Source organism: Ferrimonas sp. YFM (genome assembly GCF_030296015.1).
In the GTDB taxonomy this organism is placed as follows: Bacteria; Pseudomonadota; Gammaproteobacteria; order Enterobacterales; family Shewanellaceae; genus Ferrimonas.
This window is the reverse complement of record NZ_AP027368.1, coordinates 3,160,703-3,186,700: the sequence shown is the minus strand read 5'-3', so window position 1 is coordinate 3,186,700 and position 25,998 is coordinate 3,160,703. Positions and strand designations below refer to the sequence as shown.

The following is a 25,998-nucleotide window of genomic DNA, read 5'->3' as shown; positions in this document are numbered from 1 at the left end:
CTAAGTAACTGTTGAACCCCACCCAACAGCTTCGAACAGGCACTGCTCAGAGCTGGGTCGGTACTTATGCCGGTCCAGCATTCTGTGCCAGCCCAAGTAGTTTCCTAAATACTTGGTCGCCACCCCTCTAAACCTTGATATCCACCCTTTCAACCGGCTGTCGTAGGCGTTTACGTTCTGGATGTGGAAGGGACCTCGCCTGCGCGGGCCTGATGCCTTGATAGGCTCGTGTCTGATTCTCTTTGATTTTGCGTAAGACAGATAAACGCCAGCACGGTCAGTACACAGACAGGCATCCTTGTCCAGAATCGAGTCCAAAGCCGTCGTGACATGTGCTGCATCCAGTTTTTTCAGCATGTAGTCCGCCGTCTTACCCGACCTATCGCGCACTATTAGGACCGATACCTGGTCTTCACTACCACCGCCTTTGGTCTTGCTGACACCACCACGCTGACGCGCTGGCCAGGGGAGGTTGCGTTGCCCTTTGTACGATTTCAAAAAGAAGGTTTCATCGGCTTCAACAATGCCGTGCTCCTTTTCAGGGCGCATGTCAGCTATCAATTTCAGAAATCGATGTCGCCACAAAAACGCAGTGTTTTTATTAACTTGGCATTGGGCTGCAGCTCGGCGAACGGTCAAGCCATCGTTTAAGCAAAGTGCGTACTCCAACCAGCGTTCGCGCATGCGCAATCGTGCCAATGGTGTGCCAGTCAATGGGTTAGAGGTTTTGCCACAGGCACGGCACCGAAATCGAGGCAGACCATGGCTTGAGCCCCAAGGGCGTAGAGCTTCCTCGTGGCAATGTGGACAGTCTTTAGGATGGTTTTCAATGAGTAGCGCCACGACGGCAGGAGCATCGAAGCGCACATGAGTAAGGAGCTGTTCTCGTTGACTGGGCGTAAGCTCAGGCAGGGAACGCAGGATACGGGCAAAAGCTGAACTATCCATAACGGGCCCTCTCTATCAAAGAGTTACCCTAATTATAGAACCTCAACAATTAACGCAGACACAGCCATTTTTTTTGCCTTAGTGTTTTGAGTGGAGGCAAAAGGGCATTCTCAGCGCATGTTGGCTAATGGTTTGATTTGTAACAAAGCTGGTTCATTCCTGTTGCCCGGGGGAGACAAAATCAGCCTGTAAACGCCGAATCGCCTGAAAGGTAAGCAGACATCCCTTAGGAGTAATAAAAGGATTATGCGAGATGTCATAATTGTGACCTTTGGCAAGATAATTCAAGTTTGCCCGCTGAAGATCACATTTAACTTCTGGTTGACTCCCTTTTGAGCTGCGCGTTTTCCTCAATCCCACCCCCTTTTTCGAACCAGATCATCCACTGCTAATTTTCGTGATCCATTTCAAGTTAAAAAAGAGCCTTCGTTACAATTGGGCTACATGGTTTTGCGCTAATTCATTGATATACATTCGATTATAGGCACAATCTATCACAAACTAACTTTTGGTTATATTGGTCGTTAAATGAATTTATGTGACTGATATATATGAAATTAAAATGTCAGATTTAGGTATTTGGCCCTTTGGATGAATGAGCGTCGATAAAGTTTTGGTGAGATTAGAGCCTGAATTCCACTGTTTGATTTGCAGAATGCGTCTAACTAGAATTCGACGACAACGAAAATGAAATGTAAGCCGACTGTTGCGGAAATAGTGGTCAGCCATTTCTCCAGCTAACTGTTGGATTAATCCCCAGAGGTTATCGATGTCAACACAAACTGCTTCCTATAAGGACCGCCACAAGCCGGCCAGTTCCTTCGAGAATCGTCAGAGCTATCTCGAAAACGAACTGACCATCATGAACTTCCGGCGCTGGCGTGTGCACCTGCCGTTTCGCGATTTCGGCATTGAGTTCGAAGATCTGATTCCGGCTCTCGCCGCTACCATCGGTAAGGTGGTAATGGTGACTGCCATGGCGGCGGCCTTCGCTGCCCAGTTCGGTCTGTCTCCCGAGTTCATTGCCGAAAACGTTCGCTACGAGCTGCTGATTGCGGGTGTCCTGTTCGCAGTCATCTTCTCAGCAATCCTGAACCCCAATACCAACCTGGCCGGTACTCACGGCCCGATGATTCCGCTGATTCCTCTGATTGCCGCTGCGGGTGGTCACCCTCTCGCACTGGGGATCATGGTGGGCGTCTTCGGCCTGTTGCTCAGTTGGAGTAAAGGCGGCTCCCGTCTGGTGACCATGACCGGCGAAGGGGTGAAGGGCGGCCTGCTCATCTACCTGGGCGCCATTGGTCTGGTTGGCCAGATCACCAAGCTGGAAGCCTGGTCCTCCGGCATTGGCATGGGCTATGTCTCCTTCGGCGTAATTTTTGCCACCGTGGTGATCTACGCCTATCTGGCGCGGGTGAAGATGCGCTGGCTGGCGATTCCTCTGTGTTCCTTCCTGGCCGGTGCCGTGGCCTGGGCCATGGGCACGCCTTTCGAGTTCGTAACCGAACCCGGTCTGCCGCCTCTGAGCCCCTTCTTCTGGTGGGGTGAGAACACCGGTTGGCAGATGGGCTGGCCTGAGCTGAGCCACTTCGTCGCGGTCATTCCTTTTGCCATCCTGGCGGTGGCCATGTGGTCCCCGGACTTCCTGGGCCACCGCGTATTCCAGGAGCTGAACTATCCCAAGAAGGCCAAAGGCGTTCTGATGAACGTGGACGACACCATGACCGTGTGCTCCATCCGTCAGATCGTAGGTTCTGTGCTGGGCGGCGGTAACCTCGCCTCCTCCTGGGGTACCTACATGATTCCGGCGGCCATCGCCAAGCGTCCTATCCCAGGCGGCGCCCTGCTGACCGGTGTGATGTGTGTGCTGGCTGCGGTCTTGGGTTACCCCATGGATCTGGCCATGTGGGAGCCTGTACTGCGTGTGGCCCTGCTGGTGGGTGTATTTCTGCCTCTGCTGGAAGCGGGCATGCAGATGGTACGTGACAACCAGAGCGCTCAGAGTGCCGGTGTGTGCATGTTCTCCTGTGCTTTCGTAAACCCAGTATTTGGTTGGGCTCTGACCATGCTGCTGGATAACCTGGGCCTGATTGGTGACAAGGAGCGTTCCGCTAAGCTGTCCACCGCAGACCGTCTGGTTATCCCTCTGATCGCCTTCATCATCTGTGTTGGCGCCCTGGCCCTGGTGGGTCAGCTGCCCGGTATTCCAGCCCTGCTGTAATGCCTTAGGGAATTGAGAGAGAGAAAAAGCGGCCCCATCGGGGCCGTTTTTTTTGTCTGAGGCCCGGACTCCCGCCTGGGGAGCGGCCGGGTAAGGGCTTTGGGGCCGGCAAAGGGCACAGGGCCCCCACAGGGGCCCTCAAGGGTCATCCCCGCTGGAAGGGGTAGACGCTGCCCAGTTTCAGCAGCTGAGTCAGCTCATCCAGGGCGGTGAGGGACTCGTTGAGCAGGGACGGGTCACGCAGGTCATTCAGGGTCAGCTGGTCGCGATAATGCTTGCTCACCCAGGCGCTCAGGCTGGCGTGGCTGGCCTGGTTGATCAGCGTGGCCTGATTCACCCCGGCCAGCTCCCGTTCGTTCATCGCCACCCTCAGGCGCAGACAGGCGGGGCCGCCACCGTTTTGCATGCTCTGTTTGACGTTGAAGAAGTGCACCTTGGCGATGGGGTTGTCCTGGGCCACCAGGGTCTCCAGGTAGGCGGCCACCTGGGCATTCTCCTGACACTCGGTGGGGGCGATGATCACCATCTCACCGCTGGGCAGGGTGAGGATCTGAGTATTGAACAGGTAGCTTCTCACCGCGTTGTCGATGCTGACTGCCTCGGTGGGCACCTTGATGAAGTGCAGCTCCCCGTCGCCGAACTTGCGGCGAACCTCCTCCAGTTTGGATTGGGTGTCCAGGAAGGCTTGCTCATGGTAGAACAACACGTTGTGGTTGCCCACGGCGATCACGTCGTTGTGGAATACCCCCTGGTCGATGACATCCGGGTTCTGCTGGATGAACACGGTGTTGTGGTCATTCAGCTGGTGCAGCCTGGCCACAGCCTGGCTGGCTTCCAGGGTCTGACGAGCCGGATAGAGGCTGGGTTTGGGCGCGGTGGGATCCGAGCCGTGCTGGCCGTAGACGAACAGCTGAACCCCCTGCTGGCCATAATCCCGGCACAGGCGGGTATGGTTGGCGGCTCCCTCATCGCCGAACATCTCATGGGCTGGCAGGGCGTCGTGATGGGCAAAGCGTTGCTCATCGGCGAAGGTGGCCTTGAGGATGCGACCGGTCACCCCATGCTCGATGGCCCGGTGGAATTTGTTCACCAGGTTGGCCGGGGTGAAATGGACCTTACCGTCGGCACTGTCGGCACTGGGCGATACGGTGGCGGCATTGGCGGTCCACATGCTGGAGGCGGAGTAACAGGCCATCAGCAGGTGCGGAGCGGTATCGAAGGCTTTCTGCAGGATGTCACCATCGCTGCCGGAGAAGCCCAGTTGCTTCAGGGTGTGGATGTCCGGGCGCTGCTGGGGGGCCAACACCCCCTGCACCATGCCCAGCTGCTGGACCGAGAGCATCTTGTCCAGGCCCTGCAGGGCCGCGGCCCTGGGATTTGAAACCGCCTGAGCGTTGGACTGGGAGGCAACGTTGCCAAAGGAGAGACCGGCGTAGTTGTGGGTAGGGCCTACCAGGCCATCGAAGTTGGCTTCAAAAGCTCGCATGAAAATTCCTTTGCTTATTTATAGTTAAACCTCTCTGCCCGGTGCCTGGGAGGGGCTGACCGAGCAGGTGAAGAAAGTCAACAGTATAAGGCGCAAACTGTGATGGACAAGGGGGGAACTGCCGCTCGGATGTAACATCTGCATAACTATTACTTGCGTTGCCTCTCTCATTGCATTAGTAATTTTTTTATATGCGAATCTAGTCCCAAAAAAATTCTGTATTGGACAAATTTCGACTAACTGACGGCTTCCTTGGGGCTCAAGGCTTGAAACTCACAGGTCTTCCCTCTATATATGGAGCCACTTTATATAAACCGCTTGCAGACAGGTGTCCTGACCCCCGCCATGGCTAAATCACTGGTAATCGTGGAGTCGCCCGCCAAGGCGAAGACCATTAACAAATATCTCGGCAAAGACTTCATCGTGAAATCCTCGGTGGGGCACATCCGTGACTTGCCTACCTCTGCCAGTCAATCTGAGTCAGCGGCCCCGGCCAAGAGTGCCGCGGAAGTGCGCAAGATGGCCCCCGAGGCCAAAGCCGCGTACAAGCGCGAGCGCGAGTATCAGGGACTGATTGCCCGCATGGGCATCGACCCGGAACACGACTGGAAGGCCAACTACCAGGTGCTGCCTGGCAAAGAGAAGGTGGTCAAGGAGCTTCAGACCCTGGCAGCCAAGGCGGACCACGTCTACCTCGCAACGGATTTGGACCGCGAAGGGGAAGCGATCGCCTGGCACCTGCAGCAGGTGATTGGCGGTGATGACAGCCGCTACCGCCGGGTGGTATTCAACGAGATCACCAAGGGCGCCATCAAGGAGGCCTTTGCTCACCCTCTGGAGCTGAATCAGGCCAGGGTGAACGCCCAGCAGGCCCGTCGATTCCTCGACCGGGTGGTGGGCTTCATGGTGTCGCCCCTGCTGTGGAAGAAGATTGGCCGCGGCCTGTCCGCCGGCCGGGTTCAGTCCGTGGCAGTGCGCCTGCTGGTGGAGCGCGAGCGTGAGATCCGTGCCTTCGTGCCCGAAGAGTTCTGGGACCTGCACGCCGATCTGAGCTCCGCCTCCGGCGATGCCCTGCGGATGCAGGTGGCCCGCTTCCAGGGCAACAAGCTGGAACTGGGCAACGAAGCCGAGGCGATGACCGCCGTTGCGGCCCTGAAGGCGGCGGGTTACACCGTGGCCGGCCGCGAGGACAAGCCCAGCAAGAGCCGCCCTCAGGCCCCCTTTATCACCTCCACCCTGCAGCAGGCGGCCAGCACCCGTCTGGGCTTCGGGGTGAAGAAGACCATGACCCTGGCTCAGCGCCTGTATGAAGCCGGTTACATCACCTACATGCGTACCGACTCCACCAACCTCTCCAAAGAGGCGGTGGCCAACTGTCGTGATTACATTCAGCAGTGGCACGGCGATGCCTACCTGCCGGACGCTCCCAAGGTGTACGGCAGCAAGGAGGGCGCCCAGGAAGCGCACGAGGCGATTCGTCCTTCCGACGTTACCGTCAAGGCCGACGGCCTCTCCGGTATGGAGCGAGACGCCGAGCGTCTGTACGACCTGATCTGGCGCCAGTTTGTCGCCTGTCAGATGACCGAGGCCCGTTACGATGCCACCACCCTGACCGTGACCGCCGGTGACTACGAGCTCAAGGCCAAGGGCCGCATCATGCGTTTCGACGGTTGGACCGCGGTTCAGCCGCCGCTGCGACGCAAGGGTGAAGAGGACCTGATTCTGCCTCCGGTCAAGGTAGGGGACAGCCTGAGCCTGAAGGAGCTGGATCCCCGTCAGCACTTTACCAAGCCACCGGCACGCTTCAACGAAGCCTCCCTGGTGAAGGAGCTGGAAAAGCGCGGCATCGGCCGTCCTTCCACCTACGCTTCCATCATCTCCACCATCGTGGACCGGGGCTATGTGAAGGTGGAGAACCGCCGTTTCTTCGCCGAGAAGATGGGTGAGATTGTCACCGACCGTCTGGTGCAGAACTTCACCGACCTGCTCAACTACGACTTTACCGCGGATATGGAGCAGACCCTGGATAAGATCGCCGATGACCAGCGCGACTGGAAACAGGTGCTCAACGAGTTCTATGGCGGCTTCACCCAGCGTCTGGATCAAGCCGGCCTGCCCGCCGAGGAGGGCGGCATGGTGGGCAACGAGATGGTACTGACCGACATCCCCTGTCCCACCTGTGAGCGCCCCATGGGCATTCGTACCGCCACCACGGGTGTATTCCTGGGGTGCAGTGGCTACAGCCTGCCGCCCAAGGAGCGCTGCAAGACCACCATCAACCTCACCCCGGGTGAGGAAGCGGTGGCGGTGCTCGAAGGCGAGGATCTGGAAACCGAAGCTCTGCGTCACAAGCGTCGTTGCCCCAAATGTGGCACCGCCATGGACAGCTACCTGATCGACGAGCAGCGTAAGCTGCACGTGTGCGGTAACAACCCGAGTTGCAGCGGCTACGAGGTGGAGAAGGGCAGCTTCAAGATCAAGGGCTATGACGGTCCCATCATCGAGTGTGATCGCTGCGGTGCCGACATGGAGCTGAAGAACGGCCGCTTCGGCAAGTACTTCGCCTGCACCAATACCGACAACTGCAAGAACACCCGCAAGCTGCTTAAGAGCGGAGAGGTGGCGCCACCGAAAGAGGATCCGGTTCAGTTGCCGGAGCTGCCGTGCGAGAAGTCCGATGCCCACTTCGTGCTGCGTGACGGCGCCGCTGGCCTGTTCCTGGCCGCCAGCACCTTCCCCAAGAGCCGGGAGACCCGTGCGCCCAAGGTGGAGGAGCTGGTTCGCTTCAAGGATCGCATCTCACCCAAGTTCCACTACCTGACCGAGGCCCCGGCCAAAGACGGTGACGGTAACCTGGCGGTGGTGAAGTTCAGCCGTAAGACCAAGGAGCAGTACGTGGCCACCGAGGTCAATGGCAAGGCCACAGGCTGGACCGCCAAGTACATCGACGGCAAGTGGGTCGAGGAGCAAACCAAGAAGCGTGCCCCGGCCAAGAAGAAGGCCTGATCGGCCTGTCTCAGCTAAGAAACCAAAAAGCCCGCTGCAGTCAGCGGGCTTTTTTGTGTCTCAAAACGCCTCAGCGGCATTCTCAGGCGCTTTGGCGCTCCTGTTGAACTCGGTATGCCACCAGGTCCTCAATGGTCAGCAGAGGCATCTGACGAGCTTTGGCGAACTCTGCCAGGGCCGGCAGCCGCATCATCTCACCGTCGTCGTGGTTCAGTTCGCAGATCACCGCCGCCGGGGCAAGGCCGGCCAGACGGGCCAGATCCACCGAGCCCTCGGTGTGGCCGCGGCGGGAGAGTACCCCGCCGGGCTGGGCGCGCAGGGGGAACACATGGCCGGGACGGGCCAGATCTTCAGGGCGGGCGCCCTCGGCCACGGCGGTGCGGACGGTGACCGCCCGGTCGGAGGCGGACACGCCGGTGCTGACGCCGACCTTGGCTTCGATGGAGACGGTGAAGGCGGTCTGGTTGCGGCTGTTGTTGTCCGCCACCATGGCGGGCAGGGCCAGTTGCTCAACCCGTTCAGGGGTCAGGCACAGACAGACGATGCCGGAGCCGTGACGGATAAGCAGGGCCATCTGCTCCTTGGTGATCGATTCGGCGGCGAAGATGACGTCGCCTTCGTTTTCTCGGTCCTCATCATCCACCAGGATGATGCCCTGGCCCTGTTTCAGGGCGTCGATGGCCGCTTCCACACGGGAGTGGGGGGTTCCGATAAGTAGAGACTGATTCATGGTAGGTCCTTAAAAATACGTTAGTTACCAGAATCAGGGCATCAGGATTAGGGCACAGCGCAAGGCTGTCCCCCGGCAGGCGGAGTGATGCTCCACCGTGCGGACGTACTGGTCCTCTCAAAGAGGCTGTTACGCCTATCCTCTTTCATCCGGACTGTGACCGTCGGCTCTGGCGTCTCACCAGATCTGCTGACCCCGCCATACTGGCGGGCGCTCGCGGGCTCATCCCTGGAAGGGACATACCGCCGGTGGGGAATTTCACCCCGCCCTGAGAATAGTTGCCCGAAGGCAGGGCCATGCTACTCCCCGGGGCAGGTCAGCGGCAAGGAGGGGGGGCGAATTTGGAATGGGGATCCCAATCTGGAACCGGAGGAGGGGGAAACAAAAGGGCCCCGCAGGGCCCTGATTACCATTTCTTCTTTGGCTGGAACAGCTCGTCAAGGTCATTCTTGGGCTTGTTCTGTTTGCTCAGATCCTCTTTGGACCCTTCAATGGCCTGCAGCAGCTCATTGGTCTTGGCTTGCATGCGTGCCCGGTAGTCGGGGCCGGCCAGCACCTGGTTGTTCAGGGCCAGGGTGATCTTGGAGAGCAGCATCTTGGCGGAGCCGTGCTGGCGGGCGTTGACCAGGTTGCGTGCCCGGTTCATCAGTACTTCGATGTGGATGCGCAGCTGCAGCTTATCGACCTTGAGCTCTTCATCGGTGAACACCTCGGCGCCCATGCGCCCCTTGTTGTGTTCATTGCGCAATACTGGCTTAAGCTTCTTCAGGGTCTGGATCAGTACCAGGGTCTGCTTCTCGTTGCTGGGCAGCTGGAACAGATCGATGCTCTCCTGCCCCAGTTGGCCCGCTTCCAGAGCGGAGAGCTGGCTCAGGGTGTGGCTGATGCGGGCATCAAACTCACTGCTGCCACCGGCCAGTTGTTTGGACTGGTTCAGGGCATCGAGGATGCGGGTGTTCAGGGTCTGCAGCAGGGCGTTGCTCATGGGGATGAGCGCGGCCTGGGAGAGGATCTCCTCGGTCTCTTCGATGACCGCGCGCTGTCGCGCCAGCTCCTTGCGTCGCTGGGCTTCTTTGGCTTCATGATGTTGATAAACCAGATTGATGGCGATGATCACCAGCAGAGCGACCACAACCATAACGACGACGGCGAAAAATGACATGCTTTAGCAGAGAGTTAGAATTTTTGTCAATCCTACACTATTGTCGGTTGATGTGCATCCCGTCGTGGGAGGTCACACCATATTCCGATTGATGTCAAAAAGCCTTTTGGCTATAACTAATAGGAATTAACAGGCTCAGATAGTCGGGAAGCCCATGAAGCTGCAACAGTTGCGCTATATCGTAGAAGTCCTCAACAACAACCTCAATGTCTCCGCCACCGCGGAAAGTCTGTATACCTCTCAACCGGGGATCAGCAAACAGGTGCGGATGCTGGAGGATGAGCTGGGGATCCAGATTTTCGGGCGCAGCGGCAAGCACCTGACCCACGTGACTCCAGCCGGTCAGCAGGTGATCGACATCGCCTCCGAGGTGCTGGGCAAGGTGGAGAGCATCAAGAAGGTGGCCCGGGAGTACACTCAGCCGGATCGCGGCGATCTGGTGATCGCCACCACCCACACCCAGGCTCGTTACGCTCTGCCTGAGGTGATCAAGGGCTTTATTGAGCGCTATCCCCAGGTCAACCTGCACATGCATCAGGGCACGCCGGATCAGATCTGCGAGATGGCGGTACGGGGGGATGCGGACTTCGCCATCGCCACCGAAGGGATGCACATGTACCACGATCTGCTGATGCTGCCCTGTTATCACTGGAACCGCTCCATCGTCTTTCGCCGTGACCACCCCCTGGCCTCCGCCAGCCGGGTGACTCTGGCGGACGTGGCTCAGTATCCCCTGGTGACCTATGTGTTTGGCTTCAACCGCAGCAGTGCCCTGGAGAAGGCCTTCAATTCCCAGGGGCTGGAGCCCCGGGTGGTGTTTTCTGCCACCAGCGCCGATGTGCTCAAGACCTATGTGCGTCTGGGCCTGGGGGTGGGGGTCATGGCCACCATGGCTCTGGATGAGATGGAGGACAGCGATCTGGTGGTGGTGGATGCCAGCGACCTGTTCGAGCCCAATACCACCAAGATAGGCTTCAGGAAGGGCAGCTTCCTGCGCAGCTATATGTATGAGTTTATGGAGCGTTTTGCTCCCCACCTGACCCGCGAACGGGTGGAGAAGGCTCAGTTGCTCAGGGACCAGCAGCAGGTGGATGAGATGTTCGCCAATGTCGAGCTACCCATGAGGTAATTCCGAGCATTTACCGGAGAACAGCTCGGGCAAGTCGATGTCAAATCTGTCGGCAGAGCAAAGAAAAAGCAGCCAACAGGCTGCTTTTTTTGTGGGTTATTCTCCCCGGTAGCGGCAACCTGCGGTGCAGGTCTCCTTGATCTCCACCATGGAGAGCTCCGGAAGAGTGGGCTTGAGCTCCTCCCAGATCCAGCGGGCCAAAACTTCGCTGGTGGGGTTCTCAAGTCCGGGGATATCGTTGAGGTAGTGGTGATCCAGGCGATCGTAGATGGGCTTAAAGGCCGCCTTCAGATCGCCGAAGTCCATGATCCAGCCGGTGTGGGCGTCCACTTCTCCCTGGATGTAGATCCTGGCCAGGAAAGAATGGCCGTGCAGCCTGCCGCATTTATGGCCCTCAGGCACATGGGGCAGCCTATGGGCCGCTTCAAAGTAGAACTCTTTGTAGATCTCTGTTGACATGTTGGACTCCTAAAATTGCGGGCGGAAGTTTGGCACGGTGGTGGCAGTGATGCAACCGTAGTCAGCATGGGCCTGGCGATGGTGCCCAGATGGTCAACTTTGACGTACTATGGGTGAGGGTCAGTGACGACCAACAATGGAAAAGGAAAACAGCTATGCGACTTGGATTTTTGGGATTATGCGGTGTGTTGTTGCTCAGTGGTTGCGGTGAACCCGAAGCCACCTGGGTGCACGACACCAAGGACAGCCAGGCCTTTATGGCTGATCGGGACAGGTGCAACAGCCGTACCGACGACAGTCAGGCCAACTTCAATGACCGCTTTGCCATGTGCATGCAGTCCGCAGGCTGGCGACTGGAGTCCCACTAAGGAGAGCCTATGGCAAAACGTCCGTTAACCCAGGATGAACAGCGGGTGCTGCACCAAAAGGGGACCGAAGCCCCGTACAGCGGCCGCTTCCTCAATCACGACAGTGACGGCCACTACCTGTGCCGGGACTGTGGCGCTCGTCTGTATCACAGTGATGGCAAGTTTGACGCCGGCTGCGGCTGGCCGGCGTTTGAAACTCCGGTGGCCGGGGCGGTCACCGAGCAGGTGGATGCGGATGGCCGTCGCACCGAGATCCTCTGCAGCGCCTGTGGTGGTCACCTGGGCCATGTGTTTCGTGGAGAGCGGCTGACTCCGGCCAACGAGCGTCATTGTGTCAATTCCCTGAGTCTGGCCTTTGAGCCTGAGCAGCAGTCAGGCAGCGAGACCCTGACTCTGGGGGGCGGCTGCTTCTGGTGCATCGAGGCGGTGTTCCGGCGAGTCAGAGGTGTCACCGCGGTCCAAAGCGGATACGCCGGGGGCCAGGTGGACAACCCCAGTTATCAGGCGGTGTGCAGCGGCAGCACCGGCCACGCCGAGGTGGTGCGCATCGACTTCGATCCGGGCCAGGTGGATCTGGACTCTCTGCTGGAGCTGTTTTTCGCCGCCCATGATCCCACCACATTGAATCGTCAGGGGGCGGACGTGGGCACCCAGTATCGCTCCATAGTGCTGTGCTACAGTCCGGAACAGAGGCGGAACGTCGAGGCCTTCGTCGGCCGGCTGGAGGCGTCAGGCCACTACTCCTCACCCATAGTCACCGAAATCGCCGATGATGCGCCTTTCTATGTCGCCGAGGAGGGGCACCAGGAGTATTACGAGCGTCATGGTGGCCAGCCCTACTGCCAGGTGGTGATTTCCCCCAAAGTTGCTTCTATTTATCAGCGCTTTGCAGATAGGCTTAAGGAAGAGTAATGGTCTAAGCTTATCCTCAGAGTCCATCTCCATGCCAGGGAGGCAAGATGCAGGGAATTATTTTTACGGAGTTTTTGGATCTGGTCGACAACGCCTTCGGTCCGGAGGTGACCGAGGCGATGCTGGAGCGGGTTTCCCCTGCCAGCGGGGGGGCCTATACCCGGGTCGGTAACTACGATCATCAGGAGATGGTGCAGCTGGTGGTCACCCTCAGTGACCTGGTGGCCAAGCCGGTCCCGGACCTGCTCTATACCTATGGCTATCACCTCTTCCCCCGGTTGTTGACCCTCTACCCGCAGCGGCTGGCTCAGTGTCATGAGAGTTTTGAGTTTCTTCAGGTGGTGGAGAACGAGATCCACACCCAGGTGAAGAAGATCCACGCCAACGCCCAGGTGCCCACCTTTGAATTTCCCCACACCGAAGACGGCTACATGGAGGTGATCTACAACTCCGAGCGGGGCCTTGCCGACGTGGCCCATGGCCTGATCGCCCACTGCTGCGACCACTTCAAGGAGCGGGTGGAGATCGCCATGGAAGACCTGAGCGGTGAGCGCAAGACACGAGTGTCCTTCAGGTTAACCAAGCAGGTGAGCTGATGTCGGACATCTGGCAAAAACGCTATCAGCGAGAGCGCCAGGCCAGAGAGGAGGCGGAGGCGCTGCTGGAAAGCAAGAGTCTGGAGCTCTATCAGGCCAATCAGCGGCTGGAGGCGGTGAATCAGCAGCAGGCCGGGGAGATTCGCCTGCGTCAACGATACGATACCTATCTGCTTGGCGTCAGCCGCGAGTTGCTGGCCTGTAACGTCGTGGCCCCTTTCGACGCCATCCGAGAGTGCCTCAATCGCCTCGGACTCCTCCTCGATGCCCAGTGGGTGGGGCTGGAGTGGGGGCGCGGCCGGACCCTTGGGTGGCCCAGCCTGTATAACGGCCCCTGGCCGAAGCGGCAAAGCGGCCCCCTGGTCAGGGGCGAGGCGATGTTGTGTGACTCGCCCTACGTCTGTGGTCATCAGTCGGTGGACACCGGCGTGCGTCTGGTGGTGCTGTTTGAGCAGGAGATGGTGTGGCAGGAGATCCAACAGTCCCTGCTGAGGGACCTGTGTTCATTGCTCAATGCCTTCCACGATAACTGGCTGGCCTTTACCCAACTGAAGCTGGCGGAGCAGGAGACCCACAGGATGTCCAACCTAAGGTCCCGCTTCCTGGCCATGGTGACCCATGAGCTGCGTACGCCGATGAACGGCGTGCTGGGTTGTGCCGATCTGCTGGCCTCCACCGACCTGGAGAGCGAGCAGCGGGAACTGCTCAGGGTGCTGACCCAATCCGGCCAGAGCCTGCTGGCCCTCATCAACGACGTGCTGGATTACAACAAAATAGACTCCGACCAGTTTTGTCTGCACGACAAGGCCACCGATTTGCACCAGCTGTGCCGGGATACCCTGGAGATCGTCCGGCCCATGGCGGCGGACAAAGGACTGGACCTGAGTTATCGCCTCGAGGGTAAGCTGCCTGAGTCGGTGAAACTGGATCCCAGCCGCTATCGCCAGGTGTTGCTGAACCTGTTGGGCAACGCCATCAATCACACCGAATCCGGCGGTGTGGTGCTCCGTCTCAAGGGGGCCCTGACCGACAAGGGCAGTGAGGTGACCACCTCGGTGATCGACAGCGGTCCCGGCATCAATGCCGAGTTTATGGGGCGGTTGTTTGAGCCCTTCTCTCAGCAGAAAGGGGAGGGCGGCGGCACCGGCCTGGGGTTGTCCATCAGCCAGAAGCTGGTGAGGCGCCTCGGTGGCGAGTTGCAGGTGGAGAGCCACCCGGGGGAGGGAAGCCGCTTCTTCTTCACCTTGGAGCTGGAAGCCTGTCAGCAGCAGAGCGCCGAGCGTGAGCAACTGGCGAGCCATAAGAGTGGCAATATCCTGGTGGCCGAGGACACCAAGGCCAATCAACTGGTGGTGCGGATGATGCTGGAGCGCCAGGGGTGTCGGGTGACCATAGTGGAGAACGGTAAGGAGGCGTTGGCGCAGGCCAGCAACCACCCCTTTGACCTGATCCTGATGGATTGCAGCATGCCTGAGATGGACGGTTATTCCGCCACCGAGGCCCTGCGCCGCAGAGGCTGTCGGATGCCGATTCTGGCTCTGACGGCCACCACCACCGCCGAGGCACACCGCATGTGCCTGGATGCGGGGATGGATGCGGTTCTGCACAAACCCATCCACAGGGAAGCCCTGGTGAATGCCCTGAACCAGTGGCTGTGAACGGCCCTGGGGCGGCACCGGGTTCAACTACCTCTAAATAGGCAGTGGATGGGGGATCTCTGGTCTATGCTTGTTGAGTATTGGCCATCAGGAGTCTCCCATGCTGAAGCTTTTTGCCCCCTTGTTCCTCTCTCTTGTCTGTTTTTCCACCCCGGCTCAAGCGGTGGACGACCTTCTGGGTCTGGTGACCTCCCAGCTGGGGGTGTCCCAGGAGCAGGCCAGTGGCGGGATCGGCGCCCTCTTGGCCACCGCCGAACCTAATCTCTCTTCGGACACTCTGGGGCAACTGTCTCAGGTGCTGCCGGGAATGGAGGGGCTGACGAAACTGGGCGGCGACCTGCTTGCCAAGGCCGGGGAGGGCAACGGAACCTCTGGGTTGCTGGGTACAGTGCTGGGACAGAGTGGCGGCGCCCTGATGGGGCTGAACGATGCCTTCGCGTCTCTTGGGCTCTCCCCTGATATGGTGGCCAGTTTCAGCCAGATTCTCCTCGATTACGTCAATCAGCAAGGGGGAGAGGGCTTAATGCAGCAGTTGCAGAGCGCCCTGCTTTGACGAGTTAAACTCGTATAGTTTTCAGTGTGATCTTCCTAGCAGAACCCGACTTATCGGCGGCTAAAATTTATTCGGCACTCCCCTAAAACAGGAGTGCCTCCACAACTGGTGAAAATCTCCTTTTCAGATATTGAAATATTGCCTCCAGCTTTATTAGATATAGCTTAAATAAAGGTTGGCTGGAGCCTCTGATGACCCTCACCATTCGCTGGAAATTGGCCATTCTCATCGCTGGAGTGCTGCTGGCCGTCAGCAGCTTCTTTGGTGCCAACCTGTACTGGATCGAATCCAAGGTACTGGACCAGCAGCAACAGCAGCTTTCCGCCCGGGTCGAGGGGCTGATACGGCAGAATCTGGCGGGGCAGGTGGAAACCCTGGTGAAGGGTGTGGGGGGGGCTTACCGGGCCACCGAGGAGGCGCAGGTTCGCCAGGCCCTGGCCCGCGAGCTGAAGTCGGTCCGGGACTCGGTGGAACGGATGTATGAAAACAACCTGACCGACGATGAGGCGATGCTGCTCTACACCTTCATCAATGAGTATCGCTGGGGCGAGGGGCGCTATCTCTTCGCCTATGACGCCGATACCCTGGCCAATGAAGCCTCGGGAAACGGTGAGGTGGCGGTGGGCAGTTCCAGAGACGCCCAGGATGAGAAGGGCAACTACTATGCCCGTGACATCGTGGCCTCTGCCCGCAGCAGCGACATCGGTTTCTCCAGTTACTTCTTCACCAACCCTGCCACCGGCCTGGTGGAGGAGAAGCTGTCTGCCTCCTTCTATTTTCAGCCCCTGAACCTGGTGATCGGCACCGGCGAGTATCTGAGCACCCTGAAAACCTCCGCCAGGAGCTCGGTACTCATGGCCGTGGCGGAGTCCAGGTTTGGGGCGTCCGGCTACTTCTGGATACAGGACCGCCAGGGGAAAATTCTCTCCCATCCGGACCCGGCCATGGTGGGGGCAGTGACCCCGGCGACCCGGGCGGTGAACGAGGCGCTGGCCAGCAGTGGCGAGGCGGTGCTCAAGACCCTGGAGCCCAACGCCGACACCGGTGAGTCCGAGCCTCGCATCACCTATGCCAGGGCGGTGTTTCCCCGCTGGGACTGGATCATCGTCACCGGTGCCTTCGAGCGTGAGGTGACAGACATCGAACAGGGGCTGAGCGGGGCCATGGCCGAGCTGTTCAGCGCCGAGGTTCTGAAAAGCGTCAGCTACTCCCTGGTGTTGCTGGTGCTGACCATGGGCCTGTCGGTGTTTCTGCTGAATAAGATCATCGCCGAGATGCGCGATCTGCAGGCCCGAATCGAGAACCTGTGTACCGGAGATGCGGATCTGACCGCCCGGTTGGAGGTGAAGACTGAAGATGAGCTCGGGGCGATTCGCAAGGCGTTCAATCAGTTCGTGGGGAACCTGCAGGGGATGATGCTGGAGGTGAAACAGACCAGCGATCACATCACCCTGTCCCTGGCAGAGCTGGACAATCAGACCCAGCGCAACAGTCAGGCCCTGGAGCGTCATGCCAGGGAGACCTCGCTGGCGGCCACCGCCATCACCCAGGTCAGTGCCAGCGCCGATACCGTCGCCGAGGGAGCCGCGGATACCTCCGCCATGACCCACTCCGCCACCGGCCAGGCCCAGGAGTCCCGAGCCACGGTCAAGCAGGCTGCGGACAGCGTCAGGGCGTTGATCGGAGAGATGGAGCAGGCCGCAGGCGGCATCGACTCCATGAACCGGGATACCCAGAAGATTGCGTCCGTATTGGGGGTGATAGGGGAGATCGCCGAGCAAACCAACCTGCTTGCCCTCAACGCCGCCATCGAAGCGGCCAGAGCCGGTGAGCAGGGACGAGGTTTTGCCGTCGTGGCCGACGAGGTGCGTAACCTGGCTTCCCGAACCCAGGGGAGCACCGCAGAGATCAACCAGATCATCGGCCAACTGACCCAGAGTGCCGGCGATGCGGTTGCCATGGTCCACAACACCCGCAGCAGTTGCACCCTGGTGGCGGAGAATACCGAGCGGGTGACCGACAGCCTGGAGCAGATGGGCACGGCCATCGGCGACATCGACCAGCTCAGTGGTCGCATCGATCAGGCGGCGCGTCAGCAGAGTGCCGTCAGTGACGACATCAGCCAGAGCGTGCACGCCCTTCAGTCCATGGCCATGGAGCTCAGCGACAATGGCGAAATGGTGGCCAGCAGTGCCCGTAACCTGGCGTCGGCCAACCGGCAGCTGAGTGGCCTGGTGGACAGATTCAAACTGCAACCCTGACCCTGGAGCCTGGGGGTGTCTGACCTCGGTTGGATGCCCCCTTTTTCCCTTTCTTTATCAGTCAACTAGGGGCAAGGCACCAACAAGTCCAGGCAAGAGGGACTATACTTATAAAGCAAGCCCATAACCCATGAGGTCTTAACGTCTCCCGACCTCTTGCCCCCTTCTCTGAACAAGGAGGTATCCATGGACTGGTATTACATCACTCATGTCTTGTTCACCCAGGATGTCCTGGGGCAACTGCTGCTGATTGTCCCCATCGTTGCCTTCGTCTACTGGACCGCGACCCGCACCTGAACCGGGCCGGAACCCTGACCCAGATGGCGCCTGGTTGCCATTCAGGCGCGGGAAAATCCTCGTTGAGCAAAAATTAGGCGGAAATGCCTAAAATTTCAGATTAGCCTCTAAGTACAAGGGAATGAACCTGCTCAGCGGGTTTCCACCGACAGCTCCCAAGGGGGTGGGTGGAGCCTGGCCTGTTGATGGCAGGGTCATCGTTACTGGAGAGGTGGTCATGTCTGTATCTTCAACGTTAGTTACCGCAATCATCCATTTCATCCTGACGCTGTTGTTTACTCTGGCTGTGGCCCTGGGGTGGCTGTGGCTGGTCCGCTGGCGCTTCGATGTGCCTGAGCAGATCACCGATGAGGAGATTGACGCGGATCTGCATTTTCATTGAGGGGAGCGTAACCTGGCCGGGTTTGGGGGCTCGCCGTCCCATACGGCTTCTGCTAGGCTGGGCACGATTCTGCAGATTCAATTTTGATTAGCCCTATGAACTACAAGACGGTTTCCTCAGTACTTTTTGTCTGTCTCGGCAATATATGCCGCTCCCCAACGGCGGAGGCGGTGTTTCGTCACCGCTTCGAGTCCGCCGGCCTGGCCCTGACCCTGGACTCCGCCGGGACCGATGCCTATCACGCCGGTGAGCAGCCGGACAGGCGCTCCGCCGCCGCCGGGCGTCAGCGGGGTTACGACTTTTCCGGCATGCGAGCCCGGCGGGTCACCGATGAAGACTTTGAGCAGTTTGACCTGATCCTGGCTGCCGACGGCAGCAACATGCGGGATCTCAAGGCACGTTGCCCGGATCATCTGGCCTATAAGCTGGCGATGATCATCGAGGCCGGTGAGGTGCCGGATCCCTATTATGGCAGCAGTAACGGCTTTGAGTTGGTGCTCGACCTGCTGGAGCAGGCGGCGGACCGCTGGATAGAGCGTTTGGCACGTTAGGCATCAGACAGAGAATGAAAAAGCCGGCTGTTCAGCCGGCTTTTTTGTGTTTAGGCGCTGGGCAGCATGCCTAGGCTTGTTTTCGCTCCCAGCGGCGCTTGATAGGCACGATGATGGCGGTGACCAGTATGGCAGCCAGAATCATGCCGATGGCCACCACGGGGCTCTGAAGCGCATTGGGGTTGACCGCCAGGGTGCCGCCCAGGCCAAGCATCATCACACCGGACATCAGCTTCAGGGTCTGGCCCTCTTTCTCGGTCAGTTTGCGCTTGCCCATGGTCAGGGCGAATACGGTAACGATGGCCGCCAGAGGGATCACATACACCACGTTGTACATCACCAGGTACATGTAGCGGGTGCTTTCAGGCATGTCATGCATGGAAAGCACGCTGGTGTAGATCATCGGGAAACCGGCAGTGCACAGCAGCTCGTAGGCATTGGCCAGGATCGCCAGTACGGTGGAGCCGACGATCATCGCCGCCAGGCTGGAGGCGCTGGAGAGCTTGCCCATGCGCTTGATCAGCCCGGTGCGGTTCTCTGCCGACATGGAGAGGGAGATCTCGCCCCGCTGCAGGAAGAACTCCTTGACGTTGATGACACCGGCCACAATGGCCAGCATCCCCGCCGCCAGGATGATCCAGCCTCCGTCGGAGCCATCGCCCAGCAGTTGGAACAGGTTGAGCCAGGCGGTCATGAACAGGAAGTAGATCAGGCCTGAGAAGAACACGAAGATGCCGCCAACAATCAGCATGCGGCCCCGGCTCTTGGCATTCACCATCACGCTCAGCAGGAACAGCAACACAAAGAAGGCACAGGGGTTGAACGCGTCCACGCCGGCCAGCACCACGGTCAGGGCGGGCAGGGAAAGTTTCTCCGGATTGACCACGCCGATAAAGGGCAGCTCCACAGGCTGAACCGCAGGGGCATTCATGTTGGTGATGCCACAGGTGCCGTCGTCCCCGTCGCCACACTGGGCGCCGAGATCCAGGGGTGCATCCATGTCGATGCTGTTGCTGGCCACCGGGGCGACGCCGCTGAGGTTGCCCCCCAGGCGCTGATAACAGGCGCGCAGCTGGTTCTCCAGGAACTGACCCGTGGTCTGTTCGCTGGTGTAGCCCACGATAGGGGTGCCGCACACCGCCATAAAGGGCACGGAAGTGGGCTCGGTGCCGGTCAGCTTGGCCACCTTCTGCCAGTGGGCTCGGGTGCCGGCATCCTGCACCTTGTAGTCCTTGAGATCGATCCAGGGGTACTGGGCCAGCAGCTTGTCCTCGATGAAGGGGTGGGCTTCGGCACAGTGAGGACAGGTTTCTGACCAGAAGAAGTAGAGGGTGACTCTGGGTTCCCCGGCGCTGTCATGGGTGAACCAGTCCGCATCGGCAGCCTGACTCAAAGGGGAGAGGAAAATAAGTAGCAGACCCAACAACAGGCCTCTGATGGGATTCATCAAGAATCACTCCTAAAACCGATTAACTACCATCTTAGTATTCACTCTAATGGTCCAAGTTCAGTGCACGTAAAGGATTTTTATCAGGATGTTATCCACGGCACACTTTGGCCCTCATTCCCGATAAAAAACTGCAAAGGCGCACAGATTCGCAGCCGGTGAACAGATGGGGGACGGGCATAAAAAAACCGGCAGACTGGGCTGCCGGTTTTTTCGGGTCGCTGCGCTTACTCCGCGTCGGTCGGCTTGGTCATGCCGGCGTTGGAGGAGAAGCGGTAGCGGCTCTGAGCGAAGTCGTTTGGCTTGGCTTCCACCTTAGCCTCTTCGCTCTTAGGGACAACCACAGGCTCAAACTCCGGTACCTCTACCTCTGGGGTGGCGGCTTGGGAGAATGCGGCCTTGGCAAAGCGGCTGCCAGCAGCCTTGGGCTCGGCGGCCTTGGCTTCTACGGCCTTGGGCTCGGCGGCTTTGGCTTCAACGGCTTTTGGCTCGGCGGCCTTGGCTTCCACGGCTTTTGGCTCGGCGGCCTTGGCTTCCACGGCCTTGGCTTCTGCCGCAGGCGCTTCGGTCTTGGGCTCAGCGGCCTTGGCCTCTACCGCAGGCGCGTCGGCCTTGGGCTCAGCGGCCTTGGCTTCTACCGCAGGCGCTTCGGCTTTGGGCTCAGCGGCCTTGGCTTCTACCGCAGGCGCTTCGGCTTTGGGCTCGGCGGCCTTAGGCGCGTCGGCTTTGGCTTCCACAGGGGCGTCGGCCTTGGCTTCTGCCGCTTTAGGCTCGGCGGCGTCACTGCTCTTGGCTTCACCCTTGTCGGACTTGGGCTTGCGGCTGCGAGGCTGACGGCTGCGACGAGGCTTAGGTGCTTCGGCCTTCTCTTCAGACGCATCCTGAGGAGCATCTGCCTGACCGTCGAACATCTCCAGCTGAGTCTCTTCCGCCATCTCGGTGGCTTCAGGGTAGCGGGCGGTCACAGGATCTTTCTGAGCTTCCGCTTCCAGTTCGGCGGAATCTGCGTCAGCATCACCATTGTCATCGTCGCGCTTGCGACGGCGACGCTGGCCTGCGGCACGCAGGTGACGTGGGCTGCGGCGGCTGCGGCGGTTGTTTTCACGCTCGCCCTCTTCGCCATTCTCGCCGTTGTCACCCTCAGCAGCCTGAGCTTCCTCGGCCTTGGCCTCCATGCTCTCCTGAGCCTTAGGCTTGGCGTCGGCTTGGGTGTCCACTGGGGCTTGGGTGGCAGTCACTTCAGCAACCTGAGTCTCAACGGCCTTTGGCGCTTCCTCGGCAACCGGGGCGGTCTCTTCCACCTTGGCAACTGGGGCGCTGTCGCGGCCTTCGGCGCTCAGACGTACGGACTTGTCCATCTTGCGGCGCTGGCGGCGCTCTTTCACCACTTCGCGCTCACGCTTCTCCTGCTTAGGCGCTTCCTGAGCAGCAGCGGCTACTTCAGCTTCGGCGGCGGCGGGCTCCAGATCCTTGCGACGACGACGCTGGCGGCTGGGTTGCTCCTGTTTCTCGTCGGTGCGGGCCTGCTGCTCGGACTGACGACGCTCCTGTCTTTCCTGAGACTTCTGGTCGTCACGACGGTCGTCACGGCGACGTCGGTCTTTACGTTCGCCTCGCTCCTGACGGTCACCGCGCTCCTGGCGTTCGCCGCGTTCCTGGCGCTCGCCACGCTCTTTGCGTTCGCCACGCTCTTTGCGGTCGCCGCGCTCTTTGCGCTCGCCGCGCTCTTTACGGTCGCCACGCTCTTTGCGGTCACCGCGCTCGCCACGACGGCGGTCGTTACGACGACGGTCGCTACGTTTACCGTCACGGGATTCTTTCTTCTCTTCCTGCTTCGGCTGCTCCTCTTCGCCGCCGAACAGGGACTTAAGGGCACCGGCCAGCTTGGTCAGCAGGGAGGGCTTCTCCTCCTCGGCCTTAGGCTGCTTATCCTTCTTCGGCTGAGGCTTGGCCTTTTCCTGCTTGGCCTTGGACTGCAGCTTCAGCTCTTCAGGCTTGGGCGCTTCCATGGCACGGATGGCGGGACGGTCGGCAACCTGCTTCTCCAGCTTGCGCGGCTCGTACAGCACCGGCTCTGGCGCTTCGGCAATCTTGTAGCTGGCCTCGGTGATGGTGTCATCCTTACGGTGACGCACCACGGTGTAGTGTGGGGTCTCCATGTGCGGATGAGGAATTACGTACACCTCAACCTTGTGACGCTCCTCGATGATGCGAATCGCCTTACGCTTTTCGTTCAGCAGGAAGGCGGCCACGTCGGTGGGCACCTGGGCTTCAATCTGGGCGGTGTTGTCCTTGATCGCTTCCTCCTCCATCAGGCGGAGGATGGACAGGGCCAGGGACTCGGTACCACGCACTACGCCCTGGCCGCTACAGCGGGGGCAGATGTGTGCGGAGGACTCACCCAGGGAGGGGCGCAGGCGCTGACGGGACATCTCCATCAGGCCGAAACGGGAGATGCGGCCAATCTGAACACGGGCGCGGTCCTGGCGAACGGCGTCACGCAGGCGGTTTTCCACCTCACGCTGATGGCGCACTGGGCCCATGTCGATAAAGTCGATGACCACCAGGCCACCCAGGTCGCGCAGGCGCAGCTGACGGGCGATCTCATCGGCGGCTTCCAGGTTGGTCTGCAGCGCGGTCTCTTCGATATCGCCACCCTTGGTTGCCCGGGCGGAGTTGATGTCGATGGCGGTCAGGGCCTCGGTGGGATCGATAACGATGGAACCACCGGAGGGCAGACGCACTTCACGCTGGAAAGCGGACTCAATCTGACTTTCGATCTGGTAGTGGGTAAACAGCGGCACTTCGGCCTTGTACTGCTTAACGCGGCTGACGTAGTCGGGGCGCACCAGGTTGATGTGCTGAACCGCTTCGTCGTAGATGCGGGGGTGATCCACCAGGATTTCGCCGATGTCACGGCGCAGGTAGTCACGGATGGCGCGCACAATCACGTTGCTTTCCTGGTGAATCAGGAAAGGAGCGGCACGGGACTGGGAGACCTCCTGGATCTTATCCCAGTGGTTCAGCAGAACCTTGAGATCCCACTCCAGCTCTTCGGCGGCTTTGCCGACGCCGGCGGTGCGAACAATCAGGCCCATGCCCTGAGGCACGGTCAGCTGGCTCAGGGCATCCTTGAGCTCGGTGCGCTCATCACCTTCGATGCGGCGGGAGATGCCACCGGCACGAGGGTTGTTGGGCATCAGAACCAGGTAGCTGCCAGCCAGGCTGATGAAGGTGGTCAGGGCCGCGCCCTTGCTGCCACGCTCCTCTTTGTCCACCTGAACGATCACTTCCTGGCCCTCTTTGATCACCTCTTTGATGTTGGGGCGACCTTGGAAGGAGTAACCTTCGGGGAAGTACTCGCGGGCGATCTCTTTCAGGGGAAGGAAGCCGTGACGCTCTGAGCCGTAGTCCACGAAGGCGGCTTCCAGAGAGGGCTCTACTCGGGTGATTTTACCCTTGTAGATGTTGGCTTTTTTCTGCTCATGGCCTGGTGCTTCAATATCCAGGTCGTACAAACGTTGCCCATCAACCAGGGCAACACGCAACTCTTCGGATTGAGTTGCGTTGATCAACATTCTTTTCATTTTGGGTGGTCCAATTTTCCATTGGTCACCGCTTTCAGGTCGAGCGTCGGCTGCACCGGCGCCCCAGAATCAATTTTTAGGCAGTCTCACGACTGGTTGACCGGGGCTTTGCCCATCAACACATCAGGTTACTTGGGGGGTTGGCTGCGGGCACGCCGCAGATGCTCTGTCTCAACCCCGGTTCACTTTGCTGTGCAGCTTACAACTGCTGCCGCAGCGCCATAGGGCGTTGCGGCCGAAATTCTATCCCGGTACGTCACCGGACGGAGGACCTGAAACGGTTTCCGATTTTGCATTCCTGTTTAGGGGGGTCAACTGCTCGGTTGGAGGTTCGTGCCGGTCCTATGGCAGGAGAGAGTTCCTCACTGTCCCGGACCTGGCATCGAAGGTCTTATCTATAAAAACCGATAGCAGGACCAAATCTGTGCAGACGCGCTAAAAATTCAACTTTTAGTCAAGCTGCAACGGCAAGAATATAGCAACTTACGCCTCTTGCGGCAATCAACATTCTCCATATTGTCCGCCTGAGTGCGAATAGGTGTACAATGGCGCCCATGACTGATTCATCACAGAGTAATTCACCCAAGGTGCAATGGGTGACCGTGGAGCCCGACTACGAGGGCCAGCGGATTGATAACTTTTTGCGCACTTTCCTCAAAGGGGTTCCTAAAAGTCTTATTTATCGACTGCTTCGCAAAGGTGAGGTCCGGGTCAACAAGAAACGGATCAAGCCCGAGTACAAGTTGCAGGCCGGTGACCAGCTGCGGATCGCCCCCATTCGAGTATCTGAAAAGTCTCAGCAGGACAATCTGCCCTCGGCCAAGCTCACCAAGGTGGCTCAGCTGGAGGAGTGCATCGTCTATGAGGACAAGTTGATCCTGGTGATCAACAAACCCTCCGGCATTGCGGTGCACGGTGGCAGCGGTGTGAACTTCGGCGTCATCGAAGCCCTGCGGGCATTGCGGCCCAAGGAGAAGAACCTGGAGCTGGTGCATCGGCTGGACCGGGCCACCTCAGGCCTGCTGATGCTGGCCAAGCGCCGCAGCGCCCTCAAGCATATGCAGGACCAGCTGCGCAGCAAGACCATGAAGAAGCAGTACCTGGCGCTGGTGAAGGGCAAATGGCAGGACAGAGACCGGGTGGTCAATGAGCCGCTGCTGAAGAACACCCTCAACTCCGGTGAGCGCATGGTGCGGGTCAGCGGCGAAGGCAAGCCGTCTGAGACCCGTTTCCGGGTGCTGGAGCGCTTTGGCTCAGACGCCACCTTGGTGGAGGCCAGCCCCATCACCGGCCGTACCCACCAGATTCGGGTGCACACCCAGTGCAAGGGCCACCCCATCGCCTGTGACGACCGCTACGGTGACGACGGCTTCGACCGCACCATGAAGGGCAAGGGGCTGAACCGTTTGTTCCTCCATGCCCATAAGCTGCGCTTCCTCCATCCGGGGGAGGAGGTCACCATGGAGCTGGAAGCGCCTCTGGAGCCCAAGCTGCAGAAGCTGATCAAGCAGATGAAGTCTGAGGGGGGCGCATGAGCCAGTGCGATCTGGTGATCTTCGATTGGGACGGCACCCTGATGGATTCGGTGGACCGCATCGTCGACAGCTGGCAGCGCGCCTGCAGTGAGCTGTCCATGGCGGTGAACTGTGCCGAGTCGGTCCGCTCCATCATCGGCCTCTCCATCGAGTCCGCCATCGACACCCTGGTGCCGGATATGGCGCCTGAGCGGGTGGAGCCCTTTATCCAGGCTTATCGCAGCTGGTACCTGGAGCGCTCCGATGTGCCTACGCCCCTGTTTGACGGTGCCGAGGCGCTGCTGCATGAACTCAAGGGGCAGGGCTATCAGTTGGCGGTGGCCACAGGTAAGGGGCGCCAGGGCCTGGAGCGGGTGCTGGATGTGTCTGGACTGCGACCTCTGTTCGACGCCAGCCGTACCCCCAGCGAGGCGGCCTCCAAGCCTCACCCTGACATGATCCTGCAGTTGTGCGGCGAGCTCAATTGCCAGCCGGGCAGGGCGGTGATGGTTGGGGATGCCCTGTTCGATCTGGAGATGGCCAACCGCGCCGGTGCCATCGGCGTGGGGGTTTCTTACGGTGCGGGCTCTGTTGATGTTCTTCGTTCCGCCTCGCCTAAGGGGATCATCCATCACCCCATGGAGCTGCTTGAACTGCTCTGATGCTGCCAAAAGGGGAGTTGGCGCAAAGATATTGTGGGTATTTTTCGATTGAGGCAATCGAGTTACCCG

General features: G+C 59.5%; 20 protein-coding genes and 1 riboswitch. Of the genes, 13 read left to right on the top strand and 7 right to left on the bottom strand.

Features of this window, described 5'->3' with window-relative positions; genetic code table 11:
* Window positions 1-948 (bottom strand): IS1595 family transposase, encoded by a 948-nt coding sequence (locus tag QUE41_RS14925; protein WP_286339410.1) that lies wholly within the window; start codon window positions 946-948, stop codon window positions 1-3.
* A 769-nt stretch (window positions 949-1,717) separates the two neighbouring features.
* On the opposite strand from QUE41_RS14925, the gene QUE41_RS14920 reads away from it, so the two are divergent.
* Window positions 1,718-3,169 (top strand): DUF3360 family protein, encoded by a 1,452-nt coding sequence (locus QUE41_RS14920; RefSeq protein ID WP_286339805.1) that lies wholly within the window; start codon window positions 1,718-1,720, stop codon window positions 3,167-3,169.
* Between the two features lie 145 nt (window positions 3,170-3,314).
* Here QUE41_RS14920 and astB read toward each other — a convergent pair whose 3' ends face one another.
* Complete coding sequence (gene astB / locus QUE41_RS14915) at window positions 3,315-4,655, bottom strand: N-succinylarginine dihydrolase (protein WP_286339804.1); 1,341 nt, start codon at window positions 4,653-4,655, stop codon at window positions 3,315-3,317.
* 345 nt (window positions 4,656-5,000) lie between these two features.
* On the opposite strand from astB, the gene topA reads away from it, so the two are divergent.
* Window positions 5,001-7,661 (top strand): type I DNA topoisomerase, encoded by a 2,661-nt coding sequence (topA, locus tag QUE41_RS14910; RefSeq protein WP_286339803.1) that lies wholly within the window; start codon window positions 5,001-5,003, stop codon window positions 7,659-7,661.
* An 82-nt stretch (window positions 7,662-7,743) separates the two neighbouring features.
* On the opposite strand, the gene ribB is transcribed toward topA, so the two are convergent.
* Window positions 7,744-8,391 carry a 3,4-dihydroxy-2-butanone-4-phosphate synthase gene (gene ribB / locus QUE41_RS14905; protein WP_286339802.1) on the bottom strand — a complete coding sequence of 216 codons (648 nt, stop codon included), beginning with the start codon at window positions 8,389-8,391 and terminating at the stop codon, window positions 7,744-7,746.
* A 133-nt stretch (window positions 8,392-8,524) separates the two neighbouring features.
* Window positions 8,525-8,671: riboswitch (FMN riboswitch) on the bottom strand.
* A gap of 126 nt (window positions 8,672-8,797) precedes the next feature.
* Complete coding sequence (locus QUE41_RS14900) at window positions 8,798-9,529, bottom strand: hypothetical protein (protein ID WP_286339801.1); 732 nt, start codon at window positions 9,527-9,529, stop codon at window positions 8,798-8,800.
* A 178-nt stretch (window positions 9,530-9,707) separates the two neighbouring features.
* Between QUE41_RS14900 and cysB the strand changes: the two genes are divergently transcribed.
* Entirely contained in the window at window positions 9,708-10,682 is a 975-nt protein-coding gene (cysB, locus tag QUE41_RS14895; RefSeq protein WP_286339800.1) for an HTH-type transcriptional regulator CysB, read from the top strand.
* Between the two features lie 96 nt (window positions 10,683-10,778).
* Here cysB and queD read toward each other — a convergent pair whose 3' ends face one another.
* The gene (gene queD / locus QUE41_RS14890) at window positions 10,779-11,141 is read right to left on the bottom strand and encodes a 6-carboxytetrahydropterin synthase QueD (RefSeq protein WP_286339799.1); all 363 of its coding nucleotides are present in this window, start codon (window positions 11,139-11,141) and stop codon (window positions 10,779-10,781) included.
* 155 nt (window positions 11,142-11,296) lie between these two features.
* Here queD and QUE41_RS14885 point away from each other — a divergent pair, with 155 nt between their 5' ends.
* The 8 genes from QUE41_RS14885 to QUE41_RS14850 all read left to right on the top strand — a co-directional run bounded on the left by QUE41_RS14885 (window position 11,297) and on the right by QUE41_RS14850 (window position 18,719).
* Window positions 11,297-11,509, top strand: a complete 213-nt coding sequence (locus QUE41_RS14885) for a hypothetical protein (RefSeq protein WP_286339798.1) — start codon at window positions 11,297-11,299, stop codon at window positions 11,507-11,509.
* Window positions 11,510-11,518: 9 nt separating this feature from the next.
* Complete coding sequence (locus tag QUE41_RS14880) at window positions 11,519-12,421, top strand: bifunctional methionine sulfoxide reductase B/A protein (protein WP_286339797.1); 903 nt, start codon at window positions 11,519-11,521, stop codon at window positions 12,419-12,421.
* A 47-nt stretch (window positions 12,422-12,468) separates the two neighbouring features.
* Window positions 12,469-13,017, top strand: a complete 549-nt coding sequence (locus QUE41_RS14875) for a heme NO-binding domain-containing protein (RefSeq protein ID WP_286339796.1) — start codon at window positions 12,469-12,471, stop codon at window positions 13,015-13,017.
* The gene (locus QUE41_RS14870; RefSeq protein WP_286339795.1) at window positions 13,017-14,675 is read left to right on the top strand and encodes an ATP-binding protein; all 1,659 of its coding nucleotides are present in this window, start codon (window positions 13,017-13,019) and stop codon (window positions 14,673-14,675) included. Before QUE41_RS14875 ends, QUE41_RS14870 begins: the two co-directional genes overlap by 1 nt.
* A 100-nt stretch (window positions 14,676-14,775) precedes the next feature.
* Entirely contained in the window at window positions 14,776-15,228 is a 453-nt protein-coding gene (locus tag QUE41_RS14865; protein WP_286339794.1) for a DUF2780 domain-containing protein, read from the top strand.
* A 191-nt stretch (window positions 15,229-15,419) separates the two neighbouring features.
* Window positions 15,420-17,489 carry a methyl-accepting chemotaxis protein gene (locus QUE41_RS14860; protein WP_286339793.1) on the top strand — a complete coding sequence of 690 codons (2,070 nt, stop codon included), beginning with the start codon at window positions 15,420-15,422 and terminating at the stop codon, window positions 17,487-17,489.
* A gap of 514 nt (window positions 17,490-18,003) precedes the next feature.
* Window positions 18,004-18,168 carry a hypothetical protein gene (locus QUE41_RS14855; RefSeq protein WP_286339792.1) on the top strand — a complete coding sequence of 55 codons (165 nt, stop codon included), beginning with the start codon at window positions 18,004-18,006 and terminating at the stop codon, window positions 18,166-18,168.
* Between the two features lie 95 nt (window positions 18,169-18,263).
* Window positions 18,264-18,719: a low molecular weight protein-tyrosine-phosphatase gene (locus QUE41_RS14850; protein ID WP_286339791.1), complete on the top strand. Its 456-nt coding sequence runs from the start codon at window positions 18,264-18,266 to the stop codon at window positions 18,717-18,719.
* A gap of 70 nt (window positions 18,720-18,789) precedes the next feature.
* On the opposite strand, the gene QUE41_RS14845 is transcribed toward QUE41_RS14850, so the two are convergent.
* Together QUE41_RS14845 and rne are read right to left on the bottom strand one after the other, a co-directional pair.
* Window positions 18,790-20,166, bottom strand: coding sequence for a cytochrome C biosynthesis protein (locus QUE41_RS14845; protein ID WP_286339790.1), 1,377 nt, complete (start codon window positions 20,164-20,166; stop codon window positions 18,790-18,792).
* A 227-nt stretch (window positions 20,167-20,393) separates the two neighbouring features.
* A complete protein-coding gene (gene rne / locus QUE41_RS14840; RefSeq protein WP_286339789.1) occupies window positions 20,394-23,753 on the bottom strand; it encodes a ribonuclease E in 3,360 nt (1,119 codons plus the stop codon).
* A gap of 554 nt (window positions 23,754-24,307) precedes the next feature.
* Between rne and rluC the strand changes: the two genes are divergently transcribed.
* A complete protein-coding gene (gene rluC, locus QUE41_RS14835; protein WP_286339788.1) occupies window positions 24,308-25,288 on the top strand; it encodes a 23S rRNA pseudouridine(955/2504/2580) synthase RluC in 981 nt (326 codons plus the stop codon).
* Window positions 25,285-25,929: an HAD-IA family hydrolase gene (locus tag QUE41_RS14830; RefSeq protein ID WP_286339787.1), complete on the top strand. Its 645-nt coding sequence runs from the start codon at window positions 25,285-25,287 to the stop codon at window positions 25,927-25,929. Before rluC ends, QUE41_RS14830 begins: the two co-directional genes overlap by 4 nt.
* The last annotated feature ends 69 nt before the right edge of the window (window positions 25,930-25,998 follow it).